This window comes from Paenibacillus sp. FSL R7-0026 (genome assembly GCF_038004485.1).
Lineage (GTDB): Bacteria > Bacillota > Bacilli > Paenibacillales > Paenibacillaceae > Paenibacillus > Paenibacillus xylanexedens_A.
Map to the genome: position 1 here is coordinate 50054 of NZ_JBBORG010000002.1, position 14123 is coordinate 64176.

A 14123-nucleotide genomic window follows, 5' to 3' on the forward strand; every position below is an offset into this window, starting at 1 on the left:
AACACTTTCCATACTGCTTCTTACTTCAAAAGTTACAGCCAGAACAGTCCTTGAAGCACGCTCAGCACGGTCAACAAAGCCGCCTCCAGCAGCTCATTCATGGCACCATACGTATCCCCGGTTAAACCACCGAGCCGTTCACTGATCCGGGCAGCCACGAATCGGCCGATATAATAACACGCCACAGGCAGTACAATAACCGCCGTCACCGGGTATAGCCACCATGGCAGTGTTCCCAGCCCACTCACCATCGCATCTGCAATCCCCATATCCGGCTTGAAAAGCCACACCGCGGCAAACGTAAGTGCCCCTGCGACCAAGGTTAGGCCTACAGCTGAACTGCGTGCACGCTGGACCTCCTTCCGCTCACCCAGACCTTTAAACAATACGGCAAGTCCATCATCTTCGCGCGCATTCGGCCAGGCCGACATCGCATACACCATGAACCAGCGGCTCCAGATCATGGGCAGGATCAGCAACGCACCGTACATCCAGTGGCCCCGGGCAATAAAATCGGCGATCAGCGCAGCCTTCATCATCAGAAGCAACACGCAGGCGATCACTCCCATGGCTCCTACACGACTGTCCTTCATAATCTCCAGCATCCGCTCACGGGTACGATAACTGAGCAAACCATCCGCCGTATCCATCCATCCGTCAAGATGGAGCCCTCCGGTGAGCCATACCCATAACGTCAAGGTTAGGACGGCAGCCGGAAAGGCGGGAAGCACTGCACCACTTAAGGCTCCCAAGAGCCAGACACACAGACCAATTGCTGCACCGACCAGCGGGTAAAAGACAACACTTTCCCGCAGCAGCGGCGGGACAAAATCGATTTGCATTTTGACAGGGAAACGGGACAAAAATTGAAAAGCGGCTGCCGCCGCATATTTACGCTGAGGAGCAGGCGTGCCATCCTTCATAAGCGGTACTCCTTGCTTTTTAGTTCAATCGCAATGCCTACGGTCACCAGAAACACTTCACCACATATCGCCGCAATGCGCTGATTCAGTACACCGGCCAAATCCCGATATTTCCTGCCAAGGGCATATTCCGGTACGATCCCGTCCCCCACTTCATTTGTAACCAGAACAAGTAAACCCGGATAGGTGCGAATCGCTTCAACCAGCGCGTCCAAATGTCCCTGTAACACCTGCTTCTCGTCATGCTCATGCGCTAACAAAACATTCGTCAGCCATAGCGTCAGGCAATCCACCAGAATGGTGGGTGCAGAAGTTCCTGTATGCCCTTCACCCATGCGGCTTATCAAAGCAGGCAGATGTATCGGCTCTTCCGTTGTATGCCACAGATACCCCGATGCCTCGCGTTGCTGCTGATGCATGGCGATACGCTCACGCATTTCATCATCGTACGCCTGAGCTGTCGCCACATACCACGCCTCCGAGGAACGCTGCATGCAGAGACGCTCGGCAAAGGAGCTTTTGCCACTGCGTGCGCCGCCTGTCACCAGTACACTCATCGGGAACTCTCTCCTTGCAGGGATGAATCAACCGACGCTGCGGAGTCCGAAGCATGGCTTGCCCCGTCTGAGACACCCGCACTTGCAAAGGTTGCCATCTCGTTCAGAATGAGACATGCTGCGTCAATCAGATGAAGACTAAGCACACCGCCTGTGCCTTCACCCAGACGCATATCCAGATCCAGCATCGCTTTCAGGTCCAGTTCACGCAGCAGCGCTCCATGTCCATTTTCGTGTGAAGTATGAGAAGCGATCATATAAGCTGTGCTCAGAGGTGCAAGTTGTCTCGCAACCAGCGCTGCGGCGGTAGAGATGAACCCATCTACAACGACTGGGCAACGATGAGCTGCTGCTGCGAGGATAACCCCGGTGAGTCCGGCAATCTCCAGTCCACCCACCTTGCACAGAACATCCAGTGCATCTTCCGGGTTCGGTGCGTTTACGCTAAGCGCCCGGCTGACTACAGCAGCCTTGCGTTGCAAGCCTGCATCATCAATGCCGGTTCCTCGCCCCACGGCGGCAGCTGGTGCAACTCCGGTTAACGCGCTCATTACAGCAGCACTTGCGGTAGTATTTCCAATTCCCATCTCCCCGGTGACAAACAGCTGTGTTCCCTTCGCCACCTCTGCCGCTACAACTTCGGCTCCTGCAAGGATAGCCCGAACTGCCTCATCCCGGGTCATCGCTGCCCCTCGGGCCATGTTGGCCGTGCCTTTGCGAATTTTACGGGAAAGCAGGTCCGGATGTTCAAGATCGGCATTCACACCGATATCCACACAGATCACACCAGCTCCGGCGTGACGGGCAAGCACATTCACCGCAGCGCCTCCAGCGAGGAAATTCAGGACCATCTGCGGAGTCACTTCGGCAGGAAAAGCACTGATGCCCTCTTCCACTACGCCGTGATCTGCGGCCATGACAATGACCGCTCTGTGATCAAAACGCGGACGTGCATTGCCCGTCATTCCTGCCAGGCGGATCACCAACTCTTCCAATTTGCCCAGACTCCCCGGCGGCTTCGTCAACGAATCCACATGTGCAGAGGTTTCTGCCGCCACTTCCTGGTCAGGAGCAGTAATCTTTTTCGTTAATTGCTCCAACACCTGTTCATTATTCATACAACCAGCACCTCCTTCATCAAAATATGGGTTGCCCCGCTTCATTTAATCGATGTCCCGCCGCAACAGCAGTTGAGGTATGGCATGGTCGGGATGAGAGACAATCGCGGGTTTGACGCGAAATATATCCTGGATATTCTCATCGTTGATCAACGTATGAGGCGTTCCCTTTCCAACCGCCATGCCCTCACGCAGCGCCAGAATGTGATCGCAAAATAACGCGGCCAGATTCAGATCATGCAGCACAGCCACAATCGTAATGTTATTTCTCTGTCGCCATGCCGATAACAATTCCATGAATTGCAATTGATATTTAATATCCAGAAACGTGGTCGGCTCGTCCAGCAGCAGTAACCTCGGCTCCTGAGCCATAACTTTGGCTAGTGCGACCCGTTGCCGTTGCCCGCCGCTGAGTGCATCCAGCGGTCTGTCCGCCAGCTCTGTCAATCCAAGGTCTTCAAGCACCTTGTCCACTACAAGTGCCCCATCGCCCACTTCCCGCCCCAGCCAGTTCTGGTATGGATAGCGTCCCATCTCCACCACGTCTCGTACAGGATAGGAGATGGCTGGCAAGCCATCCTGTTGCAATACAGCGATCATGCGCGACAGGTCCTTACGGCTGTAAGAGCCGATGTCTCGACCATCGATACGAATCTGACCTTCGTTTAACTGTTCCGTTCCGGCAATAAGCTGGATCAGGGTGGACTTGCCACTGCCGTTTGGTCCGACAACTCCCCACCAGTCACCTTCGCCAACATGCCAGTCTACATTGCGCAATGCCTGATGATTGCCATATGACTTCCCTGCTCCCTTAATGGAGATAAGGGAAGTCGGGTTGGAACTGGTACTGGAATTCATGGCATCATCCCCTTCTGCAACTTTTTGTTCCGGTGCAGCAGGTAAGCAAAGAACGGCGCACCAACAAAGGCGGTGACAACACCGAGCGGAATTTCAGTTGGCGCCAGCAACGACCTTGCTATGGTATCTGCCCACACCATGAAGATCGCTCCACCAATGGCAGACAAAGGTACCAGCAGTCGGTAATCCGGTCCCACCAGCAGCCGCAACATATGCGGGATCACCAATCCAACGAATCCGATGACACCCGATACCGAGACAGCCCCAGCAGTCAGCAGTGTGCCAACTGCCAGCACGGACAGCTTGAGTCTGTCCACTCCGATCCCGATATGTGCCGCTTGACGTTCTCCCAGTGCAAGCACATTCAACGAGCGTGCGCGACTCCAGAGAAAGACCAGCCCTAACAGAAAATACGGGAAAAGGATGGCCGTATACGACCACCCACGCAGAGCCAGACTTCCCATCGTCCAGTATATAATTTCATTAATCGTCTGTTTCGACATGGTCGACAGGAAGGAAACAACTGCGCCCAGGAAACTTTGCATGACCACACCAGCCAGAATGAGGCTGTGTGTTGGTATTTTACGCCCTTCACGAGCCAGTGCCATAACGAACCACAACGTGATTACACCCGTCAAAAACGCCACCAGTGGCAACGTCCAGATTCCGATCAGTGCATACTGCAATCCGAAGAAAATCAGAAAGGCTGCACCCACCGAAGCACCGGATGATACGCCCAGGGTGAACGGGTCTGCCAGCGGATTACGCAGCACACCCTGAAAGCCCGCACCCGCAATGGCTAGTGAAGCACCCACGAGCACAGCAAGCAGTACGCGTGGAAAACGGACTTTCCAGATAATCTGTTCGGCTGCCTTATTCCAATCCGGTGTAATCCAATCTCCCACCCAGGGGATTTTGTGAATCAGGATGCCTGCAATATCCCGGATTGGCAACGCTACTGAACCAATGCCCGTGCAGATGAGCACGGTGAGCACCAGCAGCACCATGCCCGTCGTTCCGAACAGGATCAGCTTTTTACTCATTGGAACAAGTCAGGGTAGATCGCTTTGGCTACTTCTTTCAACCCTTGAGTTACCCGTGGACCCGGACGGCTCAGCAGGTTGGCATCCAGGCCAATAACCGCGTCATTTTTCACAGCCGTAATTTGATCCCAGCCGCTGCGCGCCTTGATGATCTGATCCAGTGTTTTGGAGTTTTCGTCAATTACATCGTTGGCGTACAAGATCACATCCGGGTTGGAGGCAATCACGTTTTCTTCATTAATTTCATACCAGCCCTCTTTGTCCGATGCAATGTTGCTACCACCAGCTACAGTGATGAGTTCATCCATGAATTCGCCTTTACCCACAGTCCAGCCTGGGGAGAACTCAACGTATACTTTTTTCTTCTCTTCCGGTTTAACTGCTTTCACCGCTTCCGTTACATCCGTCACGTCCTGTTTCATCTGGGTGATGATTTCTTGTGCTTTTTCCTGATGATCCGTGATTTTACCGAATGTTTCGATATTGTTCATCACATCGTCAATGGATTTAGGATCCGTTTTGAAAATGGTAATGCCCAGTTCGCGCAGCTTTTTCACCGCATCCTCACTCATCGAGATACCTGTGAAGACAATGTCGGCTTCAGCGGCAATAATGGACTCTTCATTGGGCTTGGTAATACCGCCCATTTTAGCTTTGGTTTTTGCCGCTTCCGGATAATCGTCATAGTCGGATACACCCACGATCTGCTCGTCCAATCCAAGAGCAAACAGGGATTCTGTCTCAGCCGGAGACACGGATACGATTTTGGCCGGTGCCTTTTCAAAGGTGAACGATTCACCCGTTGCATCCGTAACGGTAAGTGGATATTGTGTTTTGAGGTCCGTCTGCGCCTGGCCTTGGGACTGCTCCTGTGCCGGTTGCTGTGAAGTACCTGTACCCTCGTTTGTTGTTGCATTGCCACATCCGGCCAAAGCCAGTGCGAGTGCCGCTGCACTTAGCAGGGACGCTACGTTTTTCCAATTCTTGAAATTCATTCTGTTATTCTCCCCTTCTCTATTTGTACTATTTTCTTGCATCGTGCTCGAACTCTTATTCCCCATGTCTTGGTGTTCCTGTGTAAGGTTTGAACTGCAACATTTACACGCTAACGGAGAGTGCAGAACCAATCTGAAGAAACGAAGTGTTCGCCTTTATCACCGGATTTTCCATTTCAAAAAGGGAATCAAAAAATCTGGGGATAACAGCGATCGGAAGATGGTACTGCAATCGGAGTGACCTCGTGTAAAATTGGTCTCGGTTCATCTTACATGAACAATAAAAAATCCCCAATCCTTGGACAAGGATCAGGGATGACGTCTCGCATATGGCGATCTGTACATGTTCAACCAAGGGTTGTCCATGCGCATAGAATAGCCCGAAACGCTGTCCTTTCCTCGAAGGAACACCGGTTTGTACGTCCAGGGCAGGTAACCTGACTTACAGGAATCATCCTGTTTTACAGTGGCGGGACCGTGCCGGATTTGCACCGGCTTCCCCATTTCACCCTTGTGTGTTTCGTGTTTCGTGACTCGTACTAATCTGCCATGAAAACAGCCTTCACACGCGGGACCCTTGGTCGCTGATATGGTAAACCATTGTCGTGTAATTTCTGCATGTTGCATACTCGTTCAGGCTTCACAACCTGAAGCGTATCTGTACCACGCTGAAGTCACACTTCTGTTGTGATTATAGGGTATATTGTACATCCTTACAACCCGATTGGCGGAAAAGTCATTCTGCTGCCAAACCACTCATTCCCCTGTTGTTCAAGCTGAACCTGAATCGCCTGTCCCGGTACGACATGTGTATCCCAGAACCCAAGCCCGGCAATCAGACGGGACAAGGCATATCGGATGACACCACCATGCGTAACCACAACCATGGTTGGCACTTGCCCCTCATCAACGTGCATCGAAGGACGATCCTCCAACAACATCTCTTGGAGGAAGGAATCCAACCGTCCGGTAAAATCCTGCCACGATTCCCCCTCAGGCGGAGTGACCTCCTGCGGGGCATCTATCCAGTTTCGGTACACAGGGTTATCCTTGAGCTGCTCATACGTCAGCCCTTCCCACTCTCCAAAATCATTCTCACGCAGACGCGAGTCGAACTTCACCTGTCCGATGGCATCAGGAAGAATCTGTTCCAGCGTCTGCCGGCAGCGAAGCAGATCACTGCAATATACCTCGTGCCACAAAACACCGCTCAATTGTTCATGAAGCGGAGCCAGTTCTTCTTTGGCATTTGGCAGCAGACCGATGTCGGTATGCCCCAGATATTTTTTTTCCACATTCCACAACGTTGTCCCATGACGGACCCACAGAATATTTCGTTTCAGCGGCCCAGGCTGATTCGTATGTACTTCATTGCCTGCATTTATGACCATAACAGCGTCCCTCCTGCCAGCCACACGCCCAGCGTTATGAACACGCATAGTACCACAAAAGCCCCTGCCGACCAAAACATCAGGCGTGACGTTTGCACAATATCCTCGGCTCCCATTGGCCGTGTAGCCTCGCCCATGTAGGCACGAAATGAAGCAACGCCGTGATACACGTTATGTCCGCCAAGCCGGATGCCCAGTGCTCCAGCCACCGCAGATTCGGGAAAACCGCTATTCGGACTTGGATGTAGTCTTGCATCCCGTGCGACCATGCGTGCTGCTCCTTTGGCATCCATCTTCATGACCCAGGCACCAACGATTAACAGAACCGCGGTCAGCCGGGCAGGTATCCAGTTCGCCACATCATCCAGACGGGCCGAGGCCCAGCCAAGATGCAGATACTTGTCATTTTTATATCCGACCATGGAATCCAGCGTGTTGACGGCCCGATAAGCCATAGCTAGTGGAGCGCCTCCAATGAGTGCATAGAATAACGGCGATACAATGGCATCAACGATATTTTCGGCAACTGTCTCTACCGTTCCCCGCACAACCTCCGGTTCATCCAGATGCGCTGTATCACGTCCAACAATCATGCCCAGTGAACGTCTGGCCGCCGGCCAATCCTGCTGCTTCAGATGACGATACACCTCCATACCTGCATCCTTCAGCCCTTTTGAAGCAATGGTCGTTGCAATGAGTACCACTTCAGCTACCGCTGCAATGACAGGATGAATCAGCCCAAGCACATATACGAGTACCCAAGTGATGGCAAAAGAACCCCCCGCAATCACCATCGGGAACAACAGCCCGGCTCTCTTCAGCCCCAAATCTGTGCGTACACGCGAGCGAATGACACGCTCCAACGCCGAGATGCCTTTTCCCATGCCAATCACCGGATGGGGAATCCAGCGCGGATCTCCGATACATCGGTCCAATAGGTACGCCAGTATAATAATCCAGGCTCCCGCCATGCCTGTCCAGAACGGCCAAGTCCATAGATGCTCCAGCTCAAAAGTCATTTGTGCCTGATCCTCTCTTTCCATAACAGTCCGGCCCGAAGGCTCTCCGTCACCGTGTCGTATACCAATCTGCCAATCGCCGCCCCTGCCGTAGTTGCTGTCCCGGCATAAGTGATCATCGGATGAGGTTCCTCCACTGCCTGACGTACCGCCAACACAATGGCATCGGTTGTGGTACCGGTGGCGGGCAACCCGTTCTCCGAATCCAGAACACCCGCATCCGCCAGCGCAGCCGCTTTGGCTTCCACCGCCGTCTGTACTGCATTCACCATCGCCCCGGTGGTCATGCGTCCATTCAACCAGAGCATGATGTTAATTGTACCCGGGACATAGGGGTGAATCGTTAGATTCCGTGCTGAAGGAGCAGAACGCTCCCTGCCGGAAGACATCGTCTTATTTCCCGCCGCATCAAATACCGTTCTCTCCGACCCCGCGCGTGCGGCATTTGATACACCCGCAGTGGTACAGCACAGAAGACCAAATTCATCACTTGTATATTCCTGAATGGAGGTATGCTCCAGTCTTACGGCCGTCAATAATCCGGCACATTGATCGCGTGGCTCATGCCATTCGTTCAGCGCTTGTTCGATATCACGCGGCGGATCATCACAGCGGTAATACCTGTCCACATAGATGTTAAATATGCGATCCAGTTCAAGCATCCCGCCGCCATATACCGCACTCGACAGCGCTTGGGCAGCTCTTGGGCTCTGTGCTTTGATATGTCGTTCATGTGCAGATATGTTTAGTCCCGGCCAGGAAGAGGAAGCATATTCATTCTCGTCTGTTTCTCCATTCGTAAAGTAGTTATAAAACGGGAGTGTCATTGCCGCTTCCCTCCCTGTTCCTGTTCCGAATCTTTTGTCTGCTCCTGCTGACTTGATTCATGAATGGAGGTCTGTTCGACATTCGGATATCCCTTGGTTTCCAGCACGCCGCCCAGCACTTCGAGTAATGTAGCATTGGCATCTGCATCCTTGACCGCGAAACGTACATGCCCTTTGTCAAGCCCCGGATACATGGCACAGCTGCGAATCAGAATGCCTCTTCGGCCCAACGCCTCCTGCATTGATGCCGCTGTCCAAGGGGCCGGCACACGTGCCAAAATAAAGTTCGCCTCTCCCGGTGTCACCGTAAACCCGTACGCCTGCAGTCCTGCGATGAGATGCCCCCGTTCCCGCGTGATCAGTGATATGGTTTCCTGTTCGTACCGTTCTCCGCTGCGCAGACAGGCTTCCCCTGCCATGAGCGCCAGACCGTTGACACTCCAGGTCACCTGTTTCTTCGTCATCGCCTGAATGTATTCGGCACGGCCCAAAGCATACCCGAGACGCAAGCCCGGAATAGCATAAAACTTTGTCATTGAGCGAATGATGATCACATTAGGATAGTCATTCAGTTGTGCTGCCAGGGACTGACGCCGGTCTACCGGAATAAAATCCATAAAGGCCTCGTCAATGACAAGTACGGTTCCCGTTTCTTCCGCTTTGCGGGCAAGCCTTTGTAATACCTCAAGTGGATATTGTACACCGTTTGGATTGTTGGGCTGTCCGAGGAAGAGCAGGTCTACCTTTTCCATGAGCTGCTCGATGTCCTCGGGTTCCGCTCGCCACGCCAGTTCTTCTCTGCCCTCCGTATGCACAACTTCGGCACCGAATTGTCGTGCCAACGCCCGGTACTCCGAGAATCCCGGTTCCACAGTACCCACCTTGCGCGGGGCAAGCCCCAGCAGAATGAGCGCCATGCTTTCGGCTGCGCCGTTGCCCACGGAAATCTGCTCCTGCATCACACCAAGACGCTCGCTCAGTAGTGCTTTGAATCCCCGATGCGCCGGATCGGGATACCGAATCACCGACTGCAATCCTTGCTGTATAGCCTCCAGCACTCCTCTGGGTGGACCGAGCGGATTAATGTTGGCACTGAAGTCCAGAAAATCAGCGGCTTCCCTCCCAAATCGTGACGCAGCCGTCTCCACGTCCCCGCCATGTCCGAACACTTCGATATAACTGGTCATTCTTCCGTCATCCTTTCTGTATGTCCTTTTTATTATGGATGGCACGGGAGGTGTGGGTCAATCCTGTTTTCTTTGTGTCCCAACCATAATTCGTTTACAATAGAAGAGGAATTTCGGTTCCTTTTGATATACAAGGTTCACTACATAAGGGACTAGCACTCCCTCACATACATTAATGGAGGAATGACCATGCTGTTTGTAGACAACCAGGGCATTACAGATCCTTCTGTAAACCTCGCCATTGAGGAGTACATTCTGAAGCATCTGCCGATGGAGGATGACAGCTATCTGCTGTTTTACATCAACCGTCCGTCGATCATCATCGGAAAACATCAAAATACGATTGAAGAAATTAATATCGAGTACGTTCAGGATAACGGTGTGCAGGTGGTTCGTCGTCTTTCGGGAGGCGGAGCGGTATATCACGATCTGGGCAACCTGAATTTCAGCTTTATTACAGCGGATGACGGTCAATCCTTCCACAATTTCCGCAAGTTCACCCAGCCTGTGGTTGAAGCTTTGCACGAGCTTGGTGTAAATGCCGAGTTGACCGGGCGTAATGATCTGCAAGTCGGCGAAAAGAAAATTTCGGGCAACGCCCAGTTTTCCACACGTGGGCGTATGTTCAGTCATGGCACATTGATGTTTGATCTGAATCTGGAGCATGTTCAGGCTTCCCTGAACGTCAATCCCGAGAAATTCAAATCCAAGAGCACCAAGTCCGTCCGCAGCCGGGTCGCCAACATACGGGATCTGATTGACACCAACCTGACGATTGAGCAGTTCCGCGATGAGCTGTTACGTCACATTTTCAGAATGGAGCCTCAAGACGTTCCACAGTACACGCTCACTGACAAAGACTGGGACAAAATCAAGGAAATCTCCGCTGAGCGTTATAACAACTGGGACTGGAACTATGGCTTGTCTCCGGAAAGCAATGTGAAGCACACTCGCAAATTCCCTGTAGGCATCATCGATCTGCGCATGAACATCAAGGATGGACGCATCGAAGATATCAAAATCTTTGGCGACTTCTTCGGTGTAGGCGATGTGGCGGATATCGAAAATATGCTGCGCGGCAAGCGGTATGAGGAATCCGATGTGCGTACTGCACTTGAGGGCCTGGATGTAAAACATTACTTCGGCAACCTTGAGCTGGAAGACTTTATTGGCCTTGTTTTCCTGGAAGAGTAGGTATATAAGTTCAACCCAAGAATGTTTACACCTGCCACTCCGATGACAGAATAACCTTCCGATCGCTGTTATCCCCAGATTTTTTTGATTCCCTTCTTCAAAGGGAAAATCCGGGGATAGCTTATGCTTCCGATGTAGCTTTCTTTCAGAAAGCTTTCAGGCGAACGCTCCGCTTCTTCAGGTTTTTTCTGTCCTCTCCGTTCTCGTGTAAAACGTTTAGTTGAACTGATATAGATTAAGTCGGGTATAGATACAAATAGATACAGATAAAAAGGAGAGAAATACAGATGACCTACAAATTAATTGCAATCGACATTGACGACACACTGATCAACGACAACAAAGAAGTAACCCCTGCTACACAGACTGCACTGGAACAAGCGGTTGCCCATGGTGTAACTGTAACGCTGGCGACTGGACGTGCTTATGCTTCCGCACAAGCTCTTGCTCGTCAAACCGGACTTAACGTTCCGATCATTACGTATCAAGGCGCATTGGTGAAAAACCTTCTGGACGAAAAAGTCCTCTACGAGCGTTACGTTCCACAGGAAGCTTCCCGCAAATTGTATGATTACTGCCTGGAGAACAATCTCCACCTTCAAACATACATTGACGACAAGCTGTATGCGCGTGAGGAAAACGACAAACTGCGTGATTATGCCAAATTAAACGGCACCCAATATTACATCGAATCTGATTTCATCAAAGTCATCGAACAAAAAACACCGAAGCTGCTTATTATTGATGAGCCAGACTACTTGGATAAGGTTGCCGTTGACCTGCGTGAATTGCTCGGACCACAAGTGCATATCACCAAGTCCAAACCTTACTTCTTGGAGATCATGCACAATGAAGGAACTAAAGGCCACGCCCTGACCTTCCTGGCTGACCATTTCGGTCACCAGCTCAGCGAGTGTATTGCCATCGGCGACTCCTGGAACGACCATGAGATGCTCGAAGTTGCTGGTCTTGGTGTAGCGATGGGGAATGCCATTCCTGCGCTGAAAGAGCTGGCGGACTACATTACGGCAAGTAATAACGAAGACGGCGTAAAAGAGGTTATCGAGAAGTTTGTGCTGAACGCAGAGTAAATAAGATCAACGAACAGCCCAGTCGGCGAATTTCGCCGTGCAGGGCTGTTTTTTTGATTTTAAAAAATATGTTCATTATCCTATTTAAACGATTATATTAGGTATATTTTCTCTGTTATTTTTTATGTTTTGAGAGCAACAATGCGCTGATTAAGGATAATTGTAGTGAAATCGTAATCACCATAGATAAGATGACACGATTTGTATCTGGAACATCGGCAAAAAATAAAACAATAAAAAATACAATAAATGAGATTACAATGCTAGCTATGAAATTTAAAGTTATTCGTTTCATGTTTTGCCTACTTTCACGCACCACGATTTATTGTTTTACTTGCTCATGGCATGCTGGAAAGACTCCAACAGTTTCTTGATTTGCCCATCAAATTCCAGTTGAAATGACGGAATGATCTCATCTATTCTTTGCTGGAATAGCTCCGGATCTCGGACACCCAGCTCTGCTCTTAACTCCATTTCTTCTTCGGAACCATTGTCGTTCAGGATCATGTTCAGGATTTCACCTTTAAAGTATTCACTTGGAGGAAGGATTAGAGCATTCATCAGGAACTGGGTAAAAAAGAGATGTTTATTATTTTCCTGACTCGCCTTTTTCATCGCCTGCTTAGTAAACAAGTTTATATACTTCTGAGCAAAAGCAACCCCTTTCATTCGGGAAGGCCCAACATGTTCGACCCCTTTCCAACGCAGATCGGCCACAGAACTAAGCCACCAGGCCGGTTCAATGGCTTGCTGCATACGAAGCAACACTTGGCGCTCAAACTGCGGCTCAGGATGCATTCGCTGCTCATCCAAACATTTCGCTATGGTCTCGGCTTCAATTGCAGCGACCGTCATGCCTTGACCATGGATCGGATCGAAGCTGCAAAATGCATCGCCAAGGACAAGTAATCCGGAGGGCCAATTCTCCATCAGTTCAAAATGTTGACGAACAGACTCGGAGATACGGTATCCCCTCGGCCCTTGAAAAGGCTCCAGCTGGTCTGCCAACGCTACGATTTCATCCGAAGCAAACAGATGTTTGATTTGCTCTTGGAACTCATCCGGATGGGTTGACGGATATTCATCTCCTCCTGCGTTGAACAGTAACAGTCCAGCGATATCATTTTCAATGCGCCACAACATGCCTGCACGAATTCCTTGCACAGGATCGGACTCTGTTATCACCGTTCCCCAATCATTTTGAATAGAGGATGGTATCTTATAATAGCGGGTGCTGTAACCAAGAGACACCTTCAGCACTTCCGGCTCAGGCACGGACAACCCTATCTGTTCAAGCCATCTGATCAATTTGGAAGAACGCCCCGTGGCATCAATAACCATATCTGCTGCAAGCATTTCTTTCCCATTATCCCGACCTCTTTCTTTGATATACACGCCTGTAATCGAACGCTGATCTTCTGATGCCATTAACCCGGTAACTTCTGTACTCGTTAAGAAGCTTATATGATCTATGTTCCGGACTCGCTGACGCAATACCCATTCCAGCAGAGCTCTGCTGCTCGATGCAATTTTGAATGAAGAAGCAGCATTCGCTTTATTAACTAATGTACCGTAGCGATTGGCAATCATAAACTTCTCTTCATGTGAAGGAATGGCACCAAGCGCGACCAATTCATCATTGTATCCGGGAAAGTAATGTTCCAGAATGAGTCCGCCGCGCGGTAATACACGATGTGGATGAAAGGATTGAGGCACACCCTGCCGATTCGCCGGCTCAGAAGGCAATTCATCTCGCTCAATGATACATACCTCATCATAATAATCAGATAACATCCTTGCAGTGATTAATCCTGCAATACCTGCCCCAATTACCACAGCTTTTTTCATGTTGGACATCGCCACTTCATCCTCTCTAATCCATCATATTTTATCTACACTTGTAGCCCTATCAAAAAATTA

The 14123-nt window shown here is 50.7% G+C and carries 13 protein-coding genes and 1 riboswitch; of the genes, 2 read left to right on the plus strand and 11 right to left on the minus strand.

Annotated features, from left to right (window positions below; translation table 11 throughout):
• Nucleotides 1–32: 32 nt before the first annotated feature.
• The 10 genes from cobS to cobD form a co-directional block, all read right to left on the minus strand.
• Entirely contained in the window at nucleotides 33–923 is an 891-nt protein-coding gene (cobS, locus tag MKY44_RS29145; protein ID WP_341010035.1) for an adenosylcobinamide-GDP ribazoletransferase, read from the minus strand.
• Nucleotides 920–1480 (minus strand): bifunctional adenosylcobinamide kinase/adenosylcobinamide-phosphate guanylyltransferase, encoded by a 561-nt coding sequence (gene cobU / locus MKY44_RS29150; RefSeq protein ID WP_341010036.1) that lies wholly within the window; start codon nucleotides 1478–1480, stop codon nucleotides 920–922. The genes cobS and cobU overlap by 4 nt, the downstream gene beginning before the upstream one ends.
• Nucleotides 1477–2598 carry a nicotinate-nucleotide--dimethylbenzimidazole phosphoribosyltransferase gene (cobT, locus tag MKY44_RS29155; protein ID WP_341010037.1) on the minus strand — a complete coding sequence of 374 codons (1122 nt, stop codon included), beginning with the start codon at nucleotides 2596–2598 and terminating at the stop codon, nucleotides 1477–1479. The genes cobU and cobT overlap by 4 nt, the downstream gene beginning before the upstream one ends.
• Nucleotides 2599–2643: 45 nt before the next feature.
• Nucleotides 2644–3456 (minus strand): ABC transporter ATP-binding protein, encoded by an 813-nt coding sequence (locus tag MKY44_RS29160; protein ID WP_341010038.1) that lies wholly within the window; start codon nucleotides 3454–3456, stop codon nucleotides 2644–2646.
• Nucleotides 3453–4499: a FecCD family ABC transporter permease gene (locus MKY44_RS29165; RefSeq protein WP_074094020.1), complete on the minus strand. Its 1047-nt coding sequence runs from the start codon at nucleotides 4497–4499 to the stop codon at nucleotides 3453–3455. Before MKY44_RS29165 ends, MKY44_RS29160 begins: the two co-directional genes overlap by 4 nt.
• The gene (locus tag MKY44_RS29170; protein WP_341010039.1) at nucleotides 4496–5494 is read right to left on the minus strand and encodes an ABC transporter substrate-binding protein; all 999 of its coding nucleotides are present in this window, start codon (nucleotides 5492–5494) and stop codon (nucleotides 4496–4498) included. The genes MKY44_RS29165 and MKY44_RS29170 overlap by 4 nt, the downstream gene beginning before the upstream one ends.
• Nucleotides 5495–5904: 410 nt before the next feature.
• Nucleotides 5905–6061: riboswitch (cobalamin riboswitch) on the minus strand.
• A gap of 146 nt (nucleotides 6062–6207) precedes the next feature.
• A complete protein-coding gene (locus MKY44_RS29175) occupies nucleotides 6208–6885 on the minus strand; it encodes a histidine phosphatase family protein (RefSeq protein ID WP_341010040.1) in 678 nt (225 codons plus the stop codon).
• Nucleotides 6876–7856 (minus strand): adenosylcobinamide-phosphate synthase CbiB, encoded by a 981-nt coding sequence (gene cbiB, locus MKY44_RS29180; RefSeq protein ID WP_341010304.1) that lies wholly within the window; start codon nucleotides 7854–7856, stop codon nucleotides 6876–6878. Before cbiB ends, MKY44_RS29175 begins: the two co-directional genes overlap by 10 nt.
• A 44-nt stretch (nucleotides 7857–7900) precedes the next feature.
• Nucleotides 7901–8731 (minus strand): adenosylcobinamide amidohydrolase, encoded by an 831-nt coding sequence (locus MKY44_RS29185; RefSeq protein ID WP_341010041.1) that lies wholly within the window; start codon nucleotides 8729–8731, stop codon nucleotides 7901–7903.
• Nucleotides 8728–9918, minus strand: a complete 1191-nt coding sequence (cobD, locus tag MKY44_RS29190) for a threonine-phosphate decarboxylase CobD (RefSeq protein WP_341010042.1) — start codon at nucleotides 9916–9918, stop codon at nucleotides 8728–8730. The genes MKY44_RS29185 and cobD overlap by 4 nt, the downstream gene beginning before the upstream one ends.
• Nucleotides 9919–10107: 189 nt before the next feature.
• On the opposite strand from cobD, the gene MKY44_RS29195 reads away from it, so the two are divergent.
• Both MKY44_RS29195 and MKY44_RS29200 read left to right on the plus strand, forming a co-directional pair.
• Nucleotides 10108–11112 carry a lipoate--protein ligase gene (locus tag MKY44_RS29195; protein ID WP_341010043.1) on the plus strand — a complete coding sequence of 335 codons (1005 nt, stop codon included), beginning with the start codon at nucleotides 10108–10110 and terminating at the stop codon, nucleotides 11110–11112.
• 287 nt (nucleotides 11113–11399) lie between these two features.
• Entirely contained in the window at nucleotides 11400–12203 is an 804-nt protein-coding gene (locus tag MKY44_RS29200; protein WP_062833159.1) for a Cof-type HAD-IIB family hydrolase, read from the plus strand.
• A 330-nt stretch (nucleotides 12204–12533) separates the two neighbouring features.
• On the opposite strand, the gene MKY44_RS29205 is transcribed toward MKY44_RS29200, so the two are convergent.
• Nucleotides 12534–14060 carry an NAD(P)/FAD-dependent oxidoreductase gene (locus MKY44_RS29205; RefSeq protein ID WP_341010044.1) on the minus strand — a complete coding sequence of 509 codons (1527 nt, stop codon included), beginning with the start codon at nucleotides 14058–14060 and terminating at the stop codon, nucleotides 12534–12536.
• Nucleotides 14061–14123 lie beyond the last annotated feature (63 nt).

Excerpts from the sequence above, each read along its gene's own strand:
- cbiB (WP_341010304.1), bottom strand. The coding sequence starts at position 7,856 with ATGGCGGGAGCCTGGATTATTATACTGGCGTACCTATTGGACCGATGT.
- MKY44_RS29165 (WP_074094020.1), bottom strand. The coding sequence starts at position 4,499 with ATGAGTAAAAAGCTGATCCTGTTCGGAACGACGGGCATGGTGCTGCTG.
- cobS (WP_341010035.1), bottom strand. The coding sequence starts at position 923 with ATGAAGGATGGCACGCCTGCTCCTCAGCGTAAATATGCGGCGGCAGCC.
- cobT (WP_341010037.1), bottom strand. The coding sequence starts at position 2,598 with ATGAATAATGAACAGGTGTTGGAGCAATTAACGAAAAAGATTACTGCT.
- MKY44_RS29205 (WP_341010044.1), bottom strand. The coding sequence starts at position 14,060 with ATGTCCAACATGAAAAAAGCTGTGGTAATTGGGGCAGGTATTGCAGGA.
- MKY44_RS29185 (WP_341010041.1), bottom strand. The coding sequence starts at position 8,731 with ATGACACTCCCGTTTTATAACTACTTTACGAATGGAGAAACAGACGAG.
- cobU (WP_341010036.1), bottom strand. The coding sequence starts at position 1,480 with ATGAGTGTACTGGTGACAGGCGGCGCACGCAGTGGCAAAAGCTCCTTT.
- cobD (WP_341010042.1), bottom strand. The coding sequence starts at position 9,918 with ATGACCAGTTATATCGAAGTGTTCGGACATGGCGGGGACGTGGAGACG.
- MKY44_RS29200 (WP_062833159.1), top strand. The coding sequence starts at position 11,400 with ATGACCTACAAATTAATTGCAATCGACATTGACGACACACTGATCAAC.
- MKY44_RS29195 (WP_341010043.1), top strand. The coding sequence starts at position 10,108 with ATGCTGTTTGTAGACAACCAGGGCATTACAGATCCTTCTGTAAACCTC.
- MKY44_RS29175 (WP_341010040.1), bottom strand. The coding sequence starts at position 6,885 with ATGGTCATAAATGCAGGCAATGAAGTACATACGAATCAGCCTGGGCCG.
- MKY44_RS29170 (WP_341010039.1), bottom strand. The coding sequence starts at position 5,494 with ATGAATTTCAAGAATTGGAAAAACGTAGCGTCCCTGCTAAGTGCAGCG.
- MKY44_RS29160 (WP_341010038.1), bottom strand. The coding sequence starts at position 3,456 with ATGAATTCCAGTACCAGTTCCAACCCGACTTCCCTTATCTCCATTAAG.